Origin of the sequence: Paraburkholderia sp. BR10882 (genome assembly GCF_040948855.1) — a bacterium.
Classification (GTDB): Bacteria; Pseudomonadota; Gammaproteobacteria; order Burkholderiales; family Burkholderiaceae; genus Paraburkholderia; species Paraburkholderia nodosa_A.
This window is the reverse complement of sequence record NZ_JBFPKP010000006.1, coordinates 360,287-380,852: the sequence shown is the minus strand read 5'-3', so window position 1 is coordinate 380,852 and position 20,566 is coordinate 360,287. Positions and strand designations below refer to the sequence as shown.

The following is a 20,566-nucleotide window of genomic DNA, read 5'->3' as shown; positions in this document are numbered from 1 at the left end:
GGCATGGCAATCGAATCGGTAGGGATCGTGGGCGCAGGCACGATGGGCAACGGCATCGCCCAGGCCGTGGCCGTGGCGGGGCTCAAGGCGGTGATGATCGACGTCACCGATGCGGCGCTCGCCAAGGGCGTCGCCACGCTCACCCATAGCCTCGAGCGGCTCGTCTCGAAGGGCAAGCTCGAAGCCGGCGCGCGCGACGCCGCGCTCGCACGCATCGAAACGACCACCGACTATCAGCGCCTCGCGAGCGTCGATCTCGTAATCGAGGCGGCGACCGAGAACGCCGAGCTCAAGACGCGCATTCTCAAGCAGATCGAAGCCGCGGCCCGCCCCGACGCGATCGTTGCGTCGAACACCTCGTCGATCTCGATCACGGCCCTCGCGACCACGCTTGCCGACCCGTCGCGCTTCATCGGCATGCACTTCTTCAACCCGGTGCCGATGATGCCGCTCGTCGAGGTGATCCGCGGCCTGCAGACGCGCCCGGAGGTCGCCGAGTCGGTGCGCGAAATGGCGCTGCGCCTCGAGAAGACGCCGATCGCCGTGAAAAACGCGCCGGGCTTCGTGGTGAACCGCATTCTCGTGCCGATGATCAACGAAGCGTTCTTCGTGCTCGCGGATGGCATTGCGAGCGCCGAGGAAATCGACGCCGGCATGAAGCTCGGCGCCAATCATCCGATCGGCCCGCTCGCGCTGGCGGACCTGATCGGCCTCGACGTGTGTCTTTCGGTGATGGACGTGTTTCTGAAGGACTTCGGCGACTCGAAGTATCGTGCGTGCCCACTGCTGCGCGAGATGGTCGCGGCGGGCCAGCTCGGCCGCAAGACCGGCCGCGGCGTGTATCAGTACGACAAGGTGTCGTAAGGCCTGGCGCCCGGCTTCAGGCGAGCACGCTTACGCGGTATTGCGTGACCTGCCGATAGGTCTTGCCGGGCTGCAGCACCACTTCGTCACAGGCGGGCGCTTCCATGTTGATCTGGTTCGGGAAGCCGCCCGCTTCGAGGCACAGCCCCGCATAGCGCGCACACGTCGCGCCCCGGCGTCCCGGCTGTCCCTCCAGATAATTCCCCGTATAAAGCTGCAGGCCGCGCTGGTCGGTCGAGACGGCAAGCTCGCGTCCACTGCCCGGCTCGTAGACGCGCGCCACCGGCCGCACCGGCCATCGCCCCGGCGCGGCGTGCAGCGTGCCTGCCGTGCTCTCGGGTGCGCGCAGCACGTAGCAGTGGTCGAAACCGCGTGCGCGCTCGAGCTGGGCGTTCGGCCAGTCGAGCCGCGCGCCGAGCGGCGCGCCATGGCGGAAGTCGAAGGCGCTGCCCGAGACGTCGGCGATGCGCGCGGGAATCAACTGCGGGTCGACTTCGAGGAACGCGTCCGCGTCGATCGTCAGCACGTGGCCGCGAATGTCCGGGCTCGCCTCGCCGGAGAGGTTGAAATAGCCGTGGCTCGTGAGATTGAGCGGCGTAGGCGCATCGGTCACGCCCTCGTATTCGAGCGTCAGCGTGCCGTCGTCGTCGAGCGCGTAGCGCACCTGCACGCTCACGTTGCCCGGAAAGCCGCCGTCGCCTTCGGGAGAGTCGAGTCGCAGCACCAGCGAGCCCCGATCCTCTTCCACCTGCCACATCTGCCGATGAAAGCCGTTCGCGCCGCCGTGCAGCAGATTGCCGTTCTCGTTGCGATCGAGCGGATAGTCGATGCCGTCCAGCGTGAAATGCGCACCGGCGATGCGGTTGGCCCAGCGTCCCACCAGACCGCCCATGTACGTGGTGGCGGCGAGATAGTCCGCTGGCGTGTCGTGGCCGAGCAGGATATCCGCGAGGCGGCCGGCGCGATCGGGCGCGAGCCATGAAACGAGCGTGGCGCCGAGGTCGCTGACTGTCACCTTCATGCCCTGCGCGTTGCGCAGCGTGTAGAGCCGCACGGCGTCGCCGCCGGGCAGGGCGCCCCACGGTTCGGAGGTCAGATGGGCAGCAAGAGTGTTCATGAGGTGAAGGGAACGTATGAAGAAAGCGTGTTTGTCCGGGATGGCCGAAGCCGCTTCATCAAGTGGACAGGCGTGGGCCCGAAGCGTTCGCGACACTGTCCTGATATTCGCGCGGCGTGCATCCCAGTTCGCGCCGGAATACGGCATACATGTACTGCAGCGACGTGAATCCGCAGCGGATCGCCACCTCCGCGCTCGAGGCGTCGCGGCTCGCGAGCATCGCCTTGGCGGCGTCGAGCTTGTGGCGCAGGATTTCCTGGTGGACCGTGCATTGCAGTTCACGCCGGAAATAGTCTTCCAGCGACGAGCGCGATACGCCGACATAGTCGGCCACCTGCTCGGTCTTGATGCCCTGGCAGGCGTACTGGCGGATGAAGTGGCGCGCACGCATGACATGCGGGCTCGACAGCGGCTCGTGGCGGGTCGATTCGAGCACGTTGATGCCGACGGGCGGCACCAGAATGCGTTGGCCCGGAAAACGTGCACCGCGCAGCATCTGGTGCAGCAAGTGCGCGGCGGTCTTGCCCATTTCCTCCGTGCCCTGGATGACTGACGAGAGCGGAATGCGCGTGAGCGTGCGGGTGAGCGGATCGTTGTCGATGCCGATGATCGCCACCTGCTCGGGCACGGCAATGCCGTGAATCAGACACGCCTGGAGCAAATGCCGCGCCCGTGCGTCGGTCACGGCGATCACGCCCACGGGCTTGGGCAGGCTGTGCAGCCAGACGCTCAACTGCTCGATGGCCTGGTTCCAGGCGCTGGCGCTGGTGGCCTGGCCGCGGTAGATCGGCGCCTGTACGCCCTCTTCGCGGGCGAGCGCCTGGAACGCCAGTTCGCGCTCCTGCGCCCAGCGGTTTTCCTGCGCGACGGGCAGGCTGTACATCGCGAGGTTCGGCAGGCCCGCACCGATCAGATGCGTCCAGGCCAGCGAGACCAGTTTGCGGTTGTCGGTCGCGATATAGGGCACTTCGGCCGGGTACTGGGCGGCGTCTTCGAATGACGAGCCCACGGCGACCACCGGCAGCGGGCAGCCGCGCAGGGCGTCGGCCACGTCGGGGTCGTCGAAGTCGGCGATGATGCCGTCCCCGTCGAAGCGTTCGATGCCCGCGAGGCGACAGCGGAAGTCTTCCTCGAGAAAGAGATCCCATGCGACGCGCGTGGAGCGCAGATAGTGGCCAATCCCCGCAATGATCTCGCGGTCGTACACCTTATTCGCGTTGAACAGCAGCGCGATCCGGTGGGGTGTCTGGGAAGCGGGGGCACGGGTCATGTCGGGTCGGCGGTTGTTCGCCCGGCGCGGATCGCCGGCGGAAAACCGCCATGTCTCCAGTTCGGGCGCGGTGCGCGCCAAGGTGCACCGCGCTACGATGTCTCTGGCGCCTGCGGCGCGTCATTTTAAGCGTCCGGTTATTTTAGGCCCACATTCGGGTTCGCGGGCGCACCGGTCGCGGCCGTCGGCAGGAAACGTTAGAGGTCTCACGCAATTTCGCAATTGCCGCGCTTTGCGCGTCGCGGGCAGTATGGCGTCACACAGAGGGATGCACGCTGCGCCGCTGCGCTGCAACAACATTGGAGACATCATGTCGTATTTCGAACATATTCCCGCCATTCGATACGAAGGCCCGCAGTCGGACAATCCGCTTGCGTACCATCACTACGACCGTAGCAAAAAGGTGCTCGGCAAGACGCTCGAGGAGCATCTGCGCATTGCCGTGTGCTACTGGCATTCGTTCGTCTGGCCCGGCAACGATATCTTCGGGCAGGGCGCGTTTCACCGCCCGTGGCAGCAGCCCGGCGACGCCATGGAACGCGCGCACCAGAAGGCCGACGCGGCGTTCGAGTTTTTCTCGAAGCTAGGCACGCCTTATTACACGTTCCACGACACCGACGTCGCTCCGGAAGGCAAGGACCTGAAGGACTACACGGAAAACTTCAAGCGCATGGTCGACTACCTCGGCGAGCGCCAGCAGGCGAGCGGTGTGAAACTGCTCTGGGGCACCGCCAACCTGTTTTCGAATCCGCGCTACGCCGGCGGCGCCGCGACCAACCCCAACCCCGAAGTCTTCGCCTACGCGGCCGCGCAGGTATGTCATGCGCTCGACGCGACGCGCAAGCTGGGCGGCGAGAACTACGTCCTGTGGGGTGGCCGCGAAGGCTATGACACGCTGCTCAATACCGACCTCAAGCGCGAGCGCGAGCAGTTCGCACGCTTCCTTTCGATGGTGGTCGAGCACAAGCACCGCACCGGCTTCACCGGCACGCTGCTGATCGAGCCGAAGCCGCAGGAGCCGACCAAGCACCAGTACGACTACGACGTTGCGACGGTGCACGGCTTCCTCACGCAATACGGTCTGCAAAACGAAATCCGCGTGAATATCGAGGCCAATCACGCGACGCTCGCAGGCCACTCGTTCCACCACGAAATCGCCACCGCGTTCGCGCTGGGTGTGTTCGGCAGCGTCGACGCGAACCGCGGCGATCCGCAAAACGGCTGGGATACGGACCAGTTCCCGAACAGCGTCGAAGAACTGACGCTCGCGTTCTACGAGATCCTGCGCCACGGCGGCTTTACCACGGGCGGCATGAACTTCGACGCGAAGGTGCGCCGCGCGAGCAGCGATCCGGAAGACATGTTCTATGGTCACGTGGGTGCGATCGACGTGCTCGCGCTGGCGCTCGAGCGCGGTGCGGCGCTCGTGGAAAACGACCGGCTCGAGCAGTTCCGCAGCCAGCGCTACGCGGGCTGGGACAGCGAGTTCGGCCGCAAGATTCTCGCGGGCGGCTATTCGCTCTCGTCGCTCGCCGCCGACGCAATCTCGCACGGCATGAATCCGCAGCACGCGAGCGGCCAGCAGGAGCGGCTCGAGAATGTCGTGAACCAGGCCATCTACGGCCAGCGCTAGCCGTGCCACGGCGCGCGAAAAATCATTAGCGCGCGCCGTCAAATTCGCAATTGCGCCGTTTGCGATTGAAGGCAAACTGACGCAAAAAATCAGGACGGAGACATGTTCATCGGTATCGACCTCGGCACGTCGGGCGTGAAGGCCGTGCTGCTCGATCGCGCGGGCGATGTGCTCGGCAGCGCGAGCGCGCCGCTCACCGTGAGCCGGCCGCAGCCGCGCTGGTCCGAACAGGCGCCGCAAGACTGGTGGCTCGCCACGCAGAGCGCGTTGCGCGCACTCATCGACGAGGCGCGCGGGCGCGGCTTCGACCCCGCACGCATCGAGGCGCTCGGCCTGACCGGCCAGATGCACGGCGCGACGCTGCTCGACGCGCAGGGCGAGGTACTGCGTCCCGCCATACTGTGGAACGACGGTCGTTCGGATACCGAATGTCTCGAGCTGGAGCGCGCCGTACCGCAGTTGCACGCAATCGCGGGCAATCTCGCGATGCCGGGCTTCACGGCGCCGAAGCTGTTGTGGGTGCGCAAGCACGAGCCTGAGATCTTCGCGCGCATCGCGCACGTGCTGTTGCCGAAGGACTATTTGCGCTGGCTGCTCACGGGCGTGTTCGCCACCGATCCCTCCGATGCCGCCGGCACGCTGTGGCTCGATATTGCGAAGCGCGACTATAGCGACACGCTGCTCTCGGCCTGCGACCTCACGCGCGCCCAAATGCCGGAGGTATTCGAAGGCAACCAGGTGACCGGCACGCTACGGCCCGAACTCGCGCGCCAATTCGGCCTGCGCGAAATCCCGGTCGTGGCGGGTGGCGGCGATAACGCGGCGGGCGCCGTGGGCGTGGGCATCGTGCGGCCCGGCGACGCGATGCTTTCGCTCGGCACTTCCGGTGTCTATTTCGCAGTTTCGGACGGCTTTCTCGCCAATCCCGATTCCGCGGTGCACAGCTTCTGCCATGCGTTGCCGCATACGTGGCACCTGATGTCGGTGATGCTCAACGCGGCCAGCTGCCTCGACTTCACGGCGCAACTGACGGGTTACGAAAGCGTCGCCGCGTTGCTCGCCGACGCCGAGGCAAACTCGAACGCCGAGCGCGACGCGCGCCGGCCGTGGTTCCTGCCGTATCTGAGCGGCGAGCGCACGCCGCACAACAACGTCAACGCGAAGGGCGTGTTCTACGGTATGACCCCGCAGACCTCGCGCGCCGATCTGGCGAACGCAACGCTCGAAGGCGTGGGCTTCGCGCTGCTCGACGGCATGGATGCGTTGCATGCGGCGGGGCTCGTGCCGGACACGATCACGGTAATTGGCGGCGGCTCGCGCAGCGCGTGGTGGACGCAGATGCTCGCCGATATCAGCGGCCGCGCGCTCACGTTGCGCGCAGGCGGCGAGGTGGGGCCGGCCCTTGGCGCCGCGCGCCTCGCGCATCTCGCGCTCGAACCGGGCGCGCCGCTCGACGACGTGTGCCCGCAGCCGCCCGTGCTGGCGATTCGCGAACCTGACGCCGCACGCCACGCCTGGTATCGCGAGGCGCGCCGTCCAACCTTTAGCGCGCTGTATCGCGCGCTCGAACCGGTTTTCGCCACCGGCGCCTGACTAGCGGCGCCGGCGAAGAAAAAACTGCACGGCCAGTGTAGTCGTGCAGCTGATTAGTCGTCCTACGGTTATACCGCACGCTGTGCTGTTTCGCGTGTGTTCCGCATTTACATCGGCAGCACCCTGATAACCATCGCCGCGGCGGCGACGCGTTCGCGCGCGCCTGCGCACCGGCATCAAGAGGAGTATGGAGACATGAATTTCGCCAAACGTCGTTCGGTTCTGAGTTCGCTCGTATGCGGGGCCGTGCTCGCGAGCCTGTCGCTTGCTGCACCGCTCGCGCACGCGAGCAAGGATCACCCCGAGATCGGCTTCTGCATCGACGACCTGCGTGTCGAGCGCTGGTCGCGCGACCGCGACTACTTCGTCGCCGCCGCGGAAAAGATGGGCGCGAAGGTGTCGGTGCAGTCGGCGGACGCGAGCGAAGAGCGTCAGGTCTCGCAGATCGAAAACCTCATCTCGCGCGGCGTGGATGTGATCGTGATCGTGCCGTTCAATTCGAAGGCGCTCACCAATGTCGTTGCCGAAGCGAAGAAGGCGGGCATCAAGGTCGTTTCGTATGACCGCCTGATCCTCGACGCCGACATCGACGCGTACATCTCGTTCGACAACGAGAAGGTGGGCGAGCTCCAGGCGAAGGGCGTCTACGATGCACAGCCGAAGGGCAACTACTTCCTGCTGGGCGGCGCGCCGACCGACAACAATGCGAAGATGCTGCGTGAAGGACAGCTGAAGGTCCTCAAGCCGGCCATCGACCGTGGCGACATCAAGCTGGTCGGCCAGCAGTGGGTGCCGGAGTGGAGCGCGTCGACGGCGCTGCGCATCATGGAAGACGCGCTCACCGCGAACAACAACAAGATCGACGCAGTCGTCGCCTCGAACGACGGCACGGCAGGCGGCGCGATCCAGGCGCTCGCCGCGCAGCATCTCGCGGGCAAGGTGCCCGTGTCGGGCCAGGACGCGGACCTCGCAGCGGTCAAGCGGGTGGTGGCGGGCACGCAGACCATGACGGTCTACAAGCCGCTCAAGCTCATCGCGGGCGAAGCCGCGAAGCTCGCCGTCGATCTGGCGAAGGGCCAGAAGCCGGCGTACAACGCGCAGTACGACAACGGCAAGAAGAAGGTCGATACGGTGCTGCTGCAGCCGACGCTGCTCACGAAGAGCAACGTGGACGTCGTCGTGAAGGACGGCTTCTATACGCAGGCGCAACTGGCAAGCCAGTAACGCTTATGGCCTGACGGCCCGCGCGCGCCAGGAGCGTGGCCACGAATGTGGCCACTGCGTCGCGCGCGGGCCATCGCAGCGAGTAACCAGCGTATGACCGAACCCTTGCTGACGATGCGCGGCATCGTCAAGTCCTTTGCGGGCGTGAAAGCGCTCGACGGCATCGACCTCACCGTGCGGCCCGGCGAATGCGTGGGGCTGTGCGGCGAGAACGGCGCCGGCAAATCCACGCTCATGAAAGTGCTCTCGGGCGTGTACCCGCACGGCACCTGGAGCGGCGAGATCCGTTGGGAAGGCGCGCCGCTCGAAGCGCAAAGTGTGCGCGACACCGAACGCGCGGGCATCGTCATCATCCACCAGGAACTGATGCTCGTGCCCGAGCTGTCGGTGGCCGAGAACATCTTTCTCGGCAACGAAATCACGCTTCCGGGCGGGCGCATGAATTACGCGGCGATGTACCAGCGCGCCGACGAATTGCTGCGCGAGCTGAACATCGACGCCATCAACGTGGCGCAGCCGGTGATGAACTATGGCGGCGGCCATCAACAGCTCATCGAGATCGCGAAGGCGCTGAACAAGCGCGCGAAGCTGCTGATTCTCGACGAGCCGTCGTCTTCGCTCACGGCGGCGGAAACGAAGATCCTGCTCGACATCGTGCGCGACCTGAAGCGCCGCGGCGTGGCGTGCGTCTACATCTCGCACAAGCTCGACGAGGTCGAAGCCGTGTGCGACACGGTGAGCGTGATTCGCGACGGCCGGCACGTGGCCACCGAGCCGATGGCGACGCTCACGACCGATCGGATCATCGCGCAGATGGTGGGGCGTGAGATCCGCAATCTCTTTCCGCGCGAGGCGCATGATATCGGCGAGGTCGTGTTCGAGGCCCGCAACGTGACCTGCTACGACGTGACGAACCCGCGCCGCAAGCGCGTGGACGACGTCTCGTTCTCGGTGCGTCGCGGCGAAATCCTCGGCGTGGCCGGACTCGTCGGCGCGGGCCGCACGGAAACCATGCAGGCGATCTTCGGTGCGTATGCGGGCGCATGCACCGCGACGGTCTTGCTCGATGGCAAGCCGCTGAAAATCCGTTCGCCGCTCGACGCGATCAACGCGGGCATCGCCATGGTGCCCGAGGACCGCAAGCGTCACGGCATCGTGCCGCAACTGGGCGTGGGCCACAACATCACGCTCTCGGTGCTGCAGCGCTTTTCGAGGCACGGCCGCATCGACACGGCCGCCGAACTCGATACGATCCGCACGGAGATGCAGCGCCTTTCGGTGCGCGCGGCGAACCCCATGCTGTCGATTGCGAGCCTCTCGGGCGGCAATCAGCAGAAGGCGGTGCTCACCAAGATGCTGCTCACCGACCCCAAGGTGCTGATCCTCGACGAGCCGACGCGCGGCGTGGATGTCGGCGCGAAGTACGAGATCTACAAACTGATCTTCCAGTTGGCCAAACGCGGTGTGGCGATCGTGATGGTGTCGTCCGAATTGCCCGAAGTGCTGGGCATCAGCGACCGCGTGCTCGTGATCGGCGAGGGCGAGTTGCGCGGCGACTTCGTCAATGACGACCTCACGCAGGAAGACATTCTCGGCGCAGCGATCCAGAGCGTGCGCGCCCAACCCGATACAGCGAGTGCAGTATGACCCCCGACGTCACGACCCAGGGCGCACGCGAAGACCTGCCGCAAGGCGGTAATGGCTTCGCCATGCGTTTCCAGCAACTCTTCGCCCGCTACAAGATCCTCGCGCTGCTGCTCGCAGTAGCGGTGATCTGGCTGTTCTTTTCGCTGCTCACGCACGGCGCGTTCGTCACGCCGCGCAACGTGTCTAACCTGCTGCGGCAGATGTCGATTACCGGCATGCTCGCGTGCGGCATGGTGTTCGTCATCATCGCGGGCGAGATCGATCTATCGGTCGGCTCGCTGCTCGGCCTGCTCGGCGGCGTCGCGGCGATTCTCGATGTGAATCGCGGCTGGCCGATCGGCGTGACCGTGCCGGCGGTGCTCGTGCTTGGCGTGCTCGTCGGACTCTTCAACGGCTGGTGGTCGACGTACCGCCGCGTGCCGTCGTTCATCGTGGGTCTCGGCGGCATGCTCGCGTTTCGCGGCGTGCTGCTCGGCATCACGGGCGGCTCGACCATCGCGCCGGTGTCCGATCACTTCGTGTTTCTCGGCCAGGGCTACTTGCCGCGCGTGGCGGGCGACGTGCTGGCGCTCGCGCTCTTCGTGCTGCTCGCCGTGCTTACGGTGCGCCAGCGTGGGAACCGCAGGCGCTATCAGCTGAGCGTCGTGCCACTCTGGCAAGACGGCGTGAAGATCGTCGGGGCGGGTGCGATCCTGCTTGCCTTCGTGCTGATGCTCGACAGCTATGGCGGCATTCCGGTGCCCGTGCTGCTGCTGCTCGCGCTGCTCGGTATCTTCACATGGATCGCCACGCAAACCGTGTTCGGCCGGCGTATCTACGCGGTGGGCTCGAACCTCGAAGCCACGCGCCTTTCGGGCGTGAACACGAACCGCGTGAAGCTTGTCATTTTCGCGCTCATGGGTCTCATGTGTGCCTTCGCGGGTATCGTCAATACGGCGCGTCTCGCGGCGGGTTCGCCCTCGGCGGGCACGATGGGCGAGCTCGACGCGATCGCGGCCTGCTTTATCGGCGGCACGTCGATGCGCGGCGGTTCCGGCACCGTGTATGGCGCGCTGATCGGCGCACTCGTGATGGCGAGCCTCGACAACGGCATGTCGATGCTCGACGTGGACGCGTATTGGCAGATGATTGTGAAGGGCGGCATTCTCGTGCTTGCCGTGTGGATCGACGTGGTGTCGGGCTCGAACCGCCGCTGAGAAAGCGTGGCGCGCACGATTGCAAACCTGCTGACGCCATGAAAATCATGACCGTGTTCTTGCATCGCGCGTGACACCGCGGCGTAATTTTTGCGGATGACTGCCACGCGCAGTTGCTCTCCTCGCGCGCGCCGAGCGCGCTCTCAGGGCGGGACTCATGTCCCGCCCTTTTTCTTTGCTGTGGCCGCTCAAGCATCTCGCACCGAGCGGCGCATGTTCGACGCGCCGGCGACCGTTTCCTGCCACAATCGTTCGCACCTGTGCAGGGCGGCATGCGCACGCGATACGTGCGATTCATGCCGCCCGCAAGGTCATCGTCAGCCACAGCACCGCGTCGTCGTGTTCCAGCGCGTGCTCGCCGATTTGTCGCTTTGCTGGTGCAACCGCTGCATGAGTGCTCGCGTTGCACCGAATCATGCCGCGAGGTTGTGCCAGCGTTTTGCCAACTTCGGCGGCGCGATTCCGAACCCTCGGAGACAAGCCGACCATGCCCACTCTTTGCGAAATTTGTAACTCCCGGCCTGCAGTCGCGCGCGTGACTGTCGTGCAAAACGGGCAGCGCAAGTCCATGTCGATCTGCGACTACGACTACCGCCAACTGATGCGTCACCAAAGCATGCTCAACCCGTTCGATTCGCTGCTGGGCGGCAGTGGCCTGTCACGCTTTTTCGGTGGACAAGGCGGCGAGGACGAGCACGACGACGAGGGGCACGACCTCGCCGCCGAGGTGCCGCGCGAATCCGTCGATGCGACCGATGCATTCAGCGAGCAGACGCTCGAAATCCTGCAGCGCGCCGCGGAGAAAGCCCATGAACTGCAGCGCAATGAACTCGACACGGAACACCTGCTGTACGTCCTGGCGGACACCGATGTTTGCGCCGCACTCCTGAAGGAGTTGAAGCTCTCGCCGCAGGACATCAAAGGCTATATCGATCAGCACGCGCAAAAGGGCACGGCTTCGCCCGACGCGCCCATCGACAAGATGACGATTTCGCCGCGCCTGAAAAAAGCGTTTCAGTTCGCGTTTCAGGCCTCGCGCGATCTCGGTCACTCGTACGTTGGCCCCGAGCATCTGCTGATCGGACTCGCTGCGGTGCCCGACAGCATTGCGGGCGCGCTGCTCAAGAAGTACGGCGTGACGCCCGAGGCGCTGCGCCAGAAGGTCGTGAAGGTCGTGGGCAAGGGCGCGGAAGACGGCCGCGTCGATGCGCCTACGGGCACGCCCACGCTCGACAAGTTCGGCCGGGACCTGACAGCCATGGCACGGCAAGGCAAGCTCGATCCGGTGCTGGGCCGCGCGCAGGAAATCGAGAGCACGATCGAAGTGCTCGCGCGGCGCAAGAAGAACAACCCGGTGCTGATCGGCGAGCCGGGCGTGGGCAAGACCGCCATCGTGGAAGGGCTCGCACAACGCATCGTCAATGGCGATGTGCCCGAGGTGCTGCGCGGCAAGCGGCTCGTGGAGGTGAACATCAATTCGATGGTCGCGGGCGCGAAATACCGCGGCGAGTTCGAGGAACGCGCGAAGCAGCTGATCGACGAAGTGACCGCGAAACACGACGAGTTGATCCTCTTCATCGACGAACTGCACACGATCGTTGGCGCGGGGCAGGGCGGCGGCGAAGGCGGACTCGATATTGCCAACGTGCTGAAGCCCGCGCTGGCGCGCGGCGAGTTGAGCCTCATTGGTGCCACGACGCTGAACGAGTATCAAAAGTACATCGAGAAAGACGCGGCACTCGAACGGCGCTTTCAGCCCGTGCTCGTGCCGGAGCCCACGGTCGAGCAAACCATCGTGATCCTGCGCGGTTTGCGCGACAAGCTCGAAGCCCACCATCAGGTGACCTTCGCCGACGACGCCTTCGTGGCCGCGGCCGAATTGTCGGATCGCTACATCACGTCACGCTTCTTGCCGGACAAGGCGATCGATCTCATCGACCAGGCAGCCGCGCGCGTGCGCATCGGTTCGACGTCGCGTCCCGCCGAGATGCAGGAACTCGAAGCGGAGATCGCGCAACTCAAACGCGAGCAGGACTACGCGGCTTCGCGCAAGCGCTTCGACGAGGCTAAGGGTTTCGAGGAGCGCATCAACGAGAAGCAGGCAAAGCTCGAAGAGCTGACCGAGGCGTGGCAGCGCAAGACGGGTTCGGAAACGCTCGAAGTCACGGTGGCGTCGATTGCCGAGGTCGTGTCGCGGCTCACTGGCATTCCGGTCGCGGATCTCACCCAGGAAGAGCGCCAGAAGCTGCTCAAGATGGAAGAGACGCTGCGCGAACGCGTGGTAGGCCAGGAAGATGCCGTGGTCGCCGTAAGCGACGCCGTACGTCTTTCGCGCGCCGGACTCGGTCAGTCGAACCGGCCGATTGCGACCTTCCTGTTCCTCGGGCCGACCGGCGTAGGCAAGACCGAGCTTGCGAAGGCGCTGGCGGAAACCGTGTTCGGCGACGAGCAGGCGATCATCCGCATCGACATGAGCGAGTACATGGAGCGTCATGCAGTGGCGCGGCTCATCGGCGCGCCGCCGGGCTACGTGGGCTACGACGAGGGTGGCCAGCTTACCGAGCGCGTGCGGCGCCGCCCGTACAGCGTGATTCTGCTCGACGAGATCGAGAAGGCGCACGCGGACGTCTACAACGTGCTGCTGCAGGTGTTCGACGACGGGCGTTTAACGGACGGCAAAGGTCGCGTAGTCGACTTCAGCAACACGATTCTGATCGCCACGAGCAACCTGGGCGCGTCGATCATCATGGACAACCTCGAGCGCCCGGAGAAGTCGCGGCTCGACGACAAGACGATCCGTGCCGAACTCATGAAGGTGCTCAAGGGGCACTTCCGGCCCGAGTTCCTCAATCGCATCGATGAGATCATCGTGTTTCATGCGCTCTCGCGCGAGAACATCCGCGCGATCGTGCAGATCCAGCTCGAGCGCGTGACGCGCACGGCGTCCGCGCAGGGCATCACGCTCTTGATGGGTCAGACGCTCGTCGATCATCTCGTGGAGGCCGGCTATCAGCCGGAGTTCGGTGCGCGCGAACTCAAGCGGCAGATTCGCCAGGAAGTGGAAACGCGCCTTGCCAAAGAGATACTCGGTGACGCGCTGCAGTCGGGCGATACCGTCGAGATCGGCTACGACAAAACGAACGATCAAGTCACGATCAGCAAGATCGCTGTGCCACCCGACGTGAAGGAGAGCAAGCCGGCGAAGAAGGCCAAGAAAACGGCGGCACTGCCTGTCGACGAAATCGCGAGCGAGATGGCCGCCGACGACATGGAAGGCGATCCACCGCCCCCGCCTCCGAAGAAGAGCGGCAAGGGCGGGGGCAAGGCGAAGCCTGTTTGATTGAGTGGAGCAACGGCTGGCGCACCGAAACGTGCGCCAGTTTTTTACGTCACGATTGATCTGGAATCCAGATTAACTCGTAGCGATACGCCACCACGTGGGCAGCAGCGCGCGCACGCCGGGCTGTGCGAAGCGGTCGTCCATCAGGTGTACGACGCCGCGATCCTGCTCGGTGCGGATCACGCGCCCGGCGGCCTGCACGACCTTGCGCAGGCCCGGAATCAGGTAGGTGTAGTCGAAGCCGTCGCCGTAGAGCGTATCCATGCGTGCGCGCATCGCCTCGTTTACGGCGTTCACCTGCGGCATGCCGAGCGTCGCGATGAACGTGCCGATGAGACGTGTGCCCGGCAGATCGATGCCCTCGCCGAACGCGCCGCCCAGCACCGCGAAACCGATGCCGCAGCCGCCTTCCACGAAGCGCGCGACGAAGGCCTGCTGATCCGCTTCGTCCATGGTGCGCGACTGGAGCCAGACTTCCACCTCCGGATGGCGCGCCGCAAACGCATCGGCGGCTTGCTGCAGATAGTCGTAGCTGCTGAAAAAGCACAGATAGTTGCCGGGGCGTTCGACAAATTGCGCGGCCACGCGCCCGACCAGCGCTTCGAGCGAACGTTCGCGGTCCTTATAGCGCGTCGAGATATGGCGGGCGATGTGGACGTCGAGCTGCTCGGCGCGAAATGGCGTGTCGATGTCGATGCTCACCGTGTTGGCGGGCAGCCCGAGCATGTCGCTGTAGTAATGCGTGGGCGAGAGCGTCGCCGAGAAGAGCGTGATGCTGTGTGCCGTGGCGATGCGCGGGCGCAAGGCATCCGCCGGCACGATGTTGCGGATGGCGATCGTGGAACGCGGGCGGCGCGCGTTCTGATGCGCCAATGGCGTGACGTCGAAGAGTGAATGCGTATCGAAGCGTTCGGCAATGCGCGTGAAGTGCAGGGCGTCGAAATAGAAGCGCTCGAGTTCGGGATCGCGCACGAGCGCGGGTTCGGCGAGCTGGTCGCCGATCGCCCCGATCACGTCGCCAAGCGCGGCGACGAGGCCTTCGGGCAAGGTGTCGCTCGCGCGCCAGGCGCCGGGCAACACGGCGTTCTGCGCGTTCCAGTGCTTCTGCAGGCGCGCGAGCGCGCGCTTGAGCGGTGCGCTCGCGGCGCGGCGCACGGCGTCGATGCGCGTTTGCACGAGTTCCGCCGAATACATCGCGCGGGCGCGCTCGGGGAGGTTGTGGGCTTCGTCCACGAGCACGCTCGCGCGCCACTGGTTGTGCGCGGCGAGCATAAAGAGCATGGCGCTCGCGTCGAACCAGTAGTTGTAGTCGCCGACGATCACGTCGCTCCAGCGCGCGAGTTCCTGGCCAAGGTAGTACGGGCAGACGGCATGCTCGCTCGCCACCTCGCGCAGTGCCGCGCGGTCGAGCCGCACGCGTTCGAGCGCCGCCGCGCGCGCGGCCGGCAGACGGTCGTAAAAGCCGCGCGCAAGCGGGCATGATTCGCCATGACATGCCGCTTCGGGATGCTCGCACGACTTTTCGCGCGCGACGAGTTCGAGCACGCGCAGGGGCACGGGCGTTCGATGCGCTTCGGCGCTTGCTTCGTCTTGCGCGCTTGTCAGCGTAGCGAGCGCGTCGAGTGCCAACTGACGCCCAGAGCTTTTCGCGCTCAGAAATACGACCTTGTCGATCGCCGCGCGCGGGCAAGCCTTCAACTGCGGAAAGAGCGTGCCGATGGTCTTGCCGATGCCGGTGGGCGCCTGCGCGAGCAGACAGCGTCCCTGCGTCGCCGCGCGCCAGACGGCTTCGGCAAGATCGCGCTGGCCGTGTCGAAACTGCGGATGCGGCAGGCACAGTGTGGCAAGCGCGGTATCGCGTGCGACGCGGTGGGCGCTTTCCTGCTCGGCCCATGCAACGAAGCGACGACATTGCGTTTCGAACGCGGTGCGCAATTCCCGCGCGCTCGCATGCTCGACGAGCGCCGTCTCGCACCCCGAACCGATGTCGTAGTACACCAAAGCGAGTTCGAGCCCATCGAGGCCGAGTTTTTCGCAGAGAAGTGCGCCGTAGACGCGCAACTGCGCCCAGTGCAGCGCGCGCTGATTCTCGCGCATCGCATCGAGGTCGCCGCGATAGGTCTTGAATTCTTCGAGCCTGCGGCGCGCGGGATCGTAGCCGTCGGCGCGACCGCGCACGCTCAGCGATTCGAACGTGCCGGAAAGCGCGATCTCGGTCTCGTAGCCGGGCGGGCGCCGCGCGGCGATGGCGGCGTGGCCGGCGCGGCCGTCGCTTGCGTCCGGCGAGGGCGTGAAGCGCAAGTCGAGGTCGCCGCGCTTCGCGGTGAACTCGCACAGCGTGCGCACGGCCACCGTGTAGCTCATGGCGCGGGCAGCGCCTGGCCGGCGCTGTCGTCGGCTTCGTCTGGCAGGTTGGGCCAACGCACCTGCAATACGGAAACCGGCATGCCGTGCTGCACGCAATAGGCCAGCCAACGGCGCTGGTTGTCCTGCAAGCGGTCGCCGGGGCCTTTCACCTCGATCAGTTCGTAGCGCCGCTCGTGCGGCCAGAAGCGCACGAGATCGGGCAGACCCGAGCGGTTCGCGACGGGTTCGCGCAGCAGTCGCTCGAACCACAGGCGCAGATGAGCGGCGGGGAAGCAGTCGAGGGCGAGCGTGAGCAGTTCGTCGCTCAATGCGGGCCACGCGACGAACGGTGACTGGATGCCGGATTTTTCCGCATAGCGGCGCACAATCGACTCGCGGTAGGCGTGCGTTTCGAGTTCGGCGAGACATGTTTCGAACTGCGAAGCACGTCGTGCGACGAAGTCGGCGGCGTGCAGGTCGGCGGGGCCGCGCTGGAACGGGTGGAAGAACGCGCCTGGCATCGGCGCGAACAGCGCGGGCCAGCAGAGCAGGCCGAAGAGCGCGTTGATCAGCGTGTTCTCGACATAGAACACGGGCGCTTGCGGCGCGGCGAGCGCGATGCGCGCGGCTTCCTCGACGCGCAGTGCGCCAGGCGCCGCGGGCAGCGCGAGTTCGAGCTGCGCGAACCCCGGCCCGGCGCTCGTCTTCGACTTCGCCCGCGTGCGCGCGAGACGCCCGAGCGTGCGCGCCGCGCGCTGCGCTTCCTCTTCGTTCGCGGGCGCATCGGCAATGGTCTGCGCGAGCGCCAGCGCTTCCGCGCGTCGGTTCAGTTGTTCGAGCACACGCACGCGGCGGTAACGCGATTCAGGGTGAGCGCAGTCGAGATAAGCGCGCCACGCGAGTTCGGGTTCGCCCGCGCGCTCGGCGGCGAGCCCCGCGGCGTGACGCAGCTTGTCGTGGCGAGCGCGCAGCCAGGCGTTCGCGTGCGTGCGCGGGGCCAGCGCGTCGAGTGCTGCGAGTGTTGCGGTGATGGCGCCGGCAGCGTCGAAGTCCTGGGTCTCGGCGGCGCTCTGGAGTCCGTCGCGGCAATCGCGCAGCGCCAGATACGCGTCGATGTCCTCGCGTCGCTGGAACGCACGCGAGGCGTGATCGAAGGGCACGCTTTCGTAGCGAAAGACGCCGAGGTCGGCGAGCACGAACTCCGACCAGTCCTGATGCAGGTTGCCGAAGAACATCAGGCGCAGGCGCTCGCAGAGCGGGGCACTCGCGAACAAAAGCACAGTGTCGGACGAGGCCGGGAACCACGCACGCCAGTCGCGCGGTTCGGGCGCGGCGGCATAGTGTGCATCGAGCGCCTCGAGCGTTGCCGCGCGCGTGGCGCGAGCTTCGAGCGCGATGCCAAGACGCTCGGCGAGCGCTTGCAGTTCGGCTTTCGTCACAAGCGCGGCGAGCGCGCCGAGATCGAGTGCGGGCGCGTCGTCGAGCCAACCCGCCGCGACGAGCGGTGCCGCAGCCGCGCGCGGGCAGCCGATCTCGTCATACGCGAGCCGGCTGGCGCGAAAATAGGGACCCTTACGCATCAGCATGCGCACGAAGAGCGCGCGAGATGCTTGCGGCACCTGCACGAATTCGTCGGCGAAGCGGCGCTCGGCGTCGTCGAACAGGTCGGCGCAGCGCGCGTCGAGCCACGCTAGCGCACGCTCGAAGTTCGCGAGGTAATAGAACGGATCGGGAGAGTCGGGAAGCACGCGTGGCACTGTACGGATATACAGCAGCGATGATAGCAGGGTCGCCGGTGGGCGCGAGCGCCGTCAGGGATTCCCCGCCCCGTACGCTACAATTGCCGCAGCCTGAAAATCGGATGAGCGATGAACACACGTAACGCATGCTTCGCCGGCCTCGCGGCCGCCGTCACCCTGCTCGCGGGATGCGCGGCGCAGTACCGCAACACCAGCGCCTGCGAAGAGGCGATGCGTAGCCGCCTTGCCGAGACGACGCTCGGCGACCTCAAGGTCACGCATAGCGCGACGACGTATCGTGGCGCCCGTGTGGTGGTCGAAGGGCAGCTCGAGAACGGCGCGGCTTCGGCCGCCGTGGTCGCCTCGGCGCCGTCTGCCTCGGCCGCATCGGCGGCGGCGTCCACCACGGCGCAGGGCGCCAACGAGGCGCCCACGGTCACGGCGCCGATGGTGCAGGCGGCGGCGCTGCCCGGCACGATTTCGGTTCCCACCGCTCCAGTCGCCCAAGGCGGCACGCCAGAGGGCAAGCCGACCACGCCGGTCGCCGCGCTGGTCGCAAAGCTTGGTATCAAGAAGGCCGTCGGCACACCGGCGGCCGCGGAGTGCACCTTCAACGAGTCGGGCCTTGCGACGTTCCGCTGGCTCGCGCCGCCGAAGCTCGCGAAGACCACGCCCGACCCGAACGCCTCGAACGATTAAAACGAACGCACGCTGCTCGCCGTGGCGTTGCTACGGCAGCACCCGTCGTTGGCGCATTCTGCGCTCATGAAGGCCTCGCAAGAGGCCTTCGTCGTTTGTAGCTGATAAGACTCCGGTGATCGCCGGCGCGTTCAAAACGCGAAGAATGGTCCACTGCCTGCAGGTGTGTCCTGCAAGGCGATCGCCGTGAACACGCGGCGCCCGAAGAAGAACGGCAGTCCCCAGCCGAACGCGCGACCGTTGTAGCCAGCGAGATTGCTGAAGGCCCAGTTGCCGGTGGCGAGCAGCGTCGTCGAGCTTGCGACCGCGAAGGTCACGGAAGCGCCCACACCGTCGATGCCGGCTATCGTCGCACCGAGGCTGACCGGCGAACTCGGGCAATACCAGAACCCGCAGCGCGTCATCGTCGGGCTGTTGAAGTACAGCGCGTTCGAGCCCGTGTCGAGGTAGCTCAGCGAGTAGACCGTGCCGTCCGATGTCGTCGTCTTCACATAGCCGGTGCCCGAGTTCGCGCGCAGCACCGTCGCGCTGCCGAGCGCGTTGTTCGCCTGCGTGCCGATGCCGAAGATCATCGACCCCCTCACCCCGGACGCGCCGCTGTCGGCCAGGGGCGGCAGGTCGATGATCACGCCGTTGTTGTCGGTGGCAAAGCCCGCCACCGGGTTGCTGACTTGTTGCGCAAGCGGTTGCGCGCTCGCCGTGCAGCCGCTCGCGCGGCAGGCGTAGTACCACGGCGTGGCGGCCGCCCTGACGCAGGACACGCCGCAATCGGCGCTGAACGGCCCGACTCCGAGAATGCCGTTCGAGCGCAGCGCGGCGGCGCTGTTCATCGCGAGGCCGCTGCCGGCGCAGCCGTCCGGCGCTGACGCGGGCACGGCCGGGTCGGCGATCAACTGGATCGGCAGCGAAGCGGCAGTCTCGCCCGCGAGCTTCACGTCGGCGCTGCGCACCGTGCCCCACGTGTAGCCCGTGCCGAACACGGCGCATTCGCCGGCGATGTCGGCCCCCGCACCGGCTGGCACGGGGGGCAGCGAGAAGCCTGCCGGCAGCGCCGAAGCGAGCAGGCGCAGGCCTTGGGAGCCGGTATCGAGCTGGACGTTGTCGACGCTCGTGCAGTCCGCGGTGCCCGGCACGCAGACCGTGACGCTCGTCATCAGCATGTTGTGCGTCGAGGTGGGCGTCGGGCCCACCGTGACGGCCACGACATTGGGCGTGGTCGATTGCGGAATCGTGCGGCTCGTGCCGGCGGTCGACGGCGCGCTCGAGGGAGTTGAGGCGCTGGCAGGTTCCGCGGCGCCTGTGCTCGCGGACGCGGTTCCGGCATCGCCGCCACCGCACGCGGTGAGCGCGGCGCAAAGCGAGAAGAGCGCGAGGGGGGCGACGAGGGCGAGGCGCCGGGAGCGGGCCTTCATTGGAGATCCCCGACGCTCACGCCAGCGGGAAGTGCGGCGGGCAGCCACGCGCGTCCCACGTAGGCGCGCATGTGGCCGGCCGTCTCGACCACGACCTGAGCGCCGTCCACGCGCGCAGCGTGCAGGCCGTTGCGGCCGGTGGCGTGAAGCGCCGCGGCGGCGCTGCGCCAGTCGGCTGCGTAACGGCCCAGTAGCGCCCCAACGTTGGGCTGAGCCGGCCCCTGCCACGTGTACGCGAAGACCGTCCCGGCCGCGCTGCCCACATAGGCGTTGATGGTCGTGCCGTTGTCGTCGACGTAGCTGACGACGCGGCCGGCGCCGCCACCGATGCTGCGTTGGGCGGCGCCGGCCGGTACGGTCGCGGTGTCGCCGAGCGCGGCCCGGGCCGGCGCGGCGGCGAAGCCGAGGCAATTGAGCGCGCAGGCGAAGGCTGCGGCGCGGCCCGCCTGGGTGAGGCTGCAAGTTTTCATGACGCTCTCCGGTCCT

14 protein-coding genes are annotated in these 20,566 nt (G+C 66.5%); 8 read left to right on the top strand and 6 right to left on the bottom strand.

Annotation, left to right across the window (positions count from 1 at the left end; translation table 11 throughout):
* Positions 1-3 precede the first annotated feature (3 nt).
* A complete protein-coding gene (locus AB3X99_RS18575; RefSeq protein WP_368617733.1) occupies positions 4-864 on the top strand; it encodes a 3-hydroxybutyryl-CoA dehydrogenase in 861 nt (286 codons plus the stop codon).
* Positions 865-880: 16 nt separating this feature from the next.
* Here the strand turns inward: AB3X99_RS18575 and AB3X99_RS18570 are convergent, their stop codons facing one another.
* Both AB3X99_RS18570 and AB3X99_RS18565 read right to left on the bottom strand, forming a co-directional pair.
* Entirely contained in the window at positions 881-1,981 is a 1,101-nt protein-coding gene (locus tag AB3X99_RS18570; RefSeq protein WP_368617732.1) for an aldose epimerase family protein, read from the bottom strand.
* 58 nt (positions 1,982-2,039) lie between these two features.
* Positions 2,040-3,251, bottom strand: a complete 1,212-nt coding sequence (locus AB3X99_RS18565; protein WP_368617731.1) for a XylR family transcriptional regulator — start codon at positions 3,249-3,251, stop codon at positions 2,040-2,042.
* A gap of 310 nt (positions 3,252-3,561) precedes the next feature.
* Here AB3X99_RS18565 and xylA point away from each other — a divergent pair, with 310 nt between their 5' ends.
* The 6 genes from xylA (at position 3,562) to AB3X99_RS18535 (ending at position 13,884) form a co-directional block, all read left to right on the top strand.
* Positions 3,562-4,884 carry a xylose isomerase gene (gene xylA, locus AB3X99_RS18560; protein ID WP_342945937.1) on the top strand — a complete coding sequence of 441 codons (1,323 nt, stop codon included), beginning with the start codon at positions 3,562-3,564 and terminating at the stop codon, positions 4,882-4,884.
* A 102-nt stretch (positions 4,885-4,986) separates the two neighbouring features.
* Complete coding sequence (gene xylB, locus AB3X99_RS18555; protein WP_368617730.1) at positions 4,987-6,477, top strand: xylulokinase; 1,491 nt, start codon at positions 4,987-4,989, stop codon at positions 6,475-6,477.
* Between the two features lie 195 nt (positions 6,478-6,672).
* On the top strand, positions 6,673-7,701 hold the full coding sequence (gene xylF, locus AB3X99_RS18550) for a D-xylose ABC transporter substrate-binding protein (RefSeq protein ID WP_069268207.1): 1,029 nt from the start codon (positions 6,673-6,675) through the stop codon (positions 7,699-7,701).
* A 93-nt stretch (positions 7,702-7,794) separates the two neighbouring features.
* The gene (xylG, locus tag AB3X99_RS18545) at positions 7,795-9,348 is read left to right on the top strand and encodes a D-xylose ABC transporter ATP-binding protein (protein ID WP_368617728.1); all 1,554 of its coding nucleotides are present in this window, start codon (positions 7,795-7,797) and stop codon (positions 9,346-9,348) included.
* The gene (locus tag AB3X99_RS18540; RefSeq protein WP_368617727.1) at positions 9,345-10,544 is read left to right on the top strand and encodes a sugar ABC transporter permease; all 1,200 of its coding nucleotides are present in this window, start codon (positions 9,345-9,347) and stop codon (positions 10,542-10,544) included. Before xylG ends, AB3X99_RS18540 begins: the two co-directional genes overlap by 4 nt.
* Positions 10,545-11,031: 487 nt before the next feature.
* A complete protein-coding gene (locus AB3X99_RS18535) occupies positions 11,032-13,884 on the top strand; it encodes an AAA family ATPase (protein WP_368617726.1) in 2,853 nt (950 codons plus the stop codon).
* A gap of 72 nt (positions 13,885-13,956) precedes the next feature.
* Here AB3X99_RS18535 and AB3X99_RS18530 read toward each other — a convergent pair whose 3' ends face one another.
* Together AB3X99_RS18530 and AB3X99_RS18525 are read right to left on the bottom strand one after the other, a co-directional pair.
* A complete protein-coding gene (locus AB3X99_RS18530) occupies positions 13,957-16,248 on the bottom strand; it encodes an ATP-dependent DNA helicase (protein WP_368617725.1) in 2,292 nt (763 codons plus the stop codon).
* On the bottom strand, positions 16,245-17,978 hold the full coding sequence (locus AB3X99_RS18525) for a VRR-NUC domain-containing protein (RefSeq protein ID WP_368617724.1): 1,734 nt from the start codon (positions 17,976-17,978) through the stop codon (positions 16,245-16,247). The genes AB3X99_RS18530 and AB3X99_RS18525 overlap by 4 nt, the downstream gene beginning before the upstream one ends.
* Before the next feature lie 120 nt (positions 17,979-18,098).
* On the opposite strand from AB3X99_RS18525, the gene AB3X99_RS18520 reads away from it, so the two are divergent.
* Complete coding sequence (locus AB3X99_RS18520) at positions 18,099-18,668, top strand: hypothetical protein (RefSeq protein ID WP_368617723.1); 570 nt, start codon at positions 18,099-18,101, stop codon at positions 18,666-18,668.
* 131 nt (positions 18,669-18,799) lie between these two features.
* On the opposite strand, the gene AB3X99_RS18515 is transcribed toward AB3X99_RS18520, so the two are convergent.
* On the bottom strand, positions 18,800-20,080 hold the full coding sequence (locus AB3X99_RS18515; protein WP_368617722.1) for a DUF3443 domain-containing protein: 1,281 nt from the start codon (positions 20,078-20,080) through the stop codon (positions 18,800-18,802).
* Positions 20,077-20,550 (bottom strand): DUF2844 domain-containing protein, encoded by a 474-nt coding sequence (locus AB3X99_RS18510; protein WP_342945928.1) that lies wholly within the window; start codon positions 20,548-20,550, stop codon positions 20,077-20,079. Before AB3X99_RS18510 ends, AB3X99_RS18515 begins: the two co-directional genes overlap by 4 nt.
* Positions 20,551-20,566: the final 16 nt, after the last annotated feature.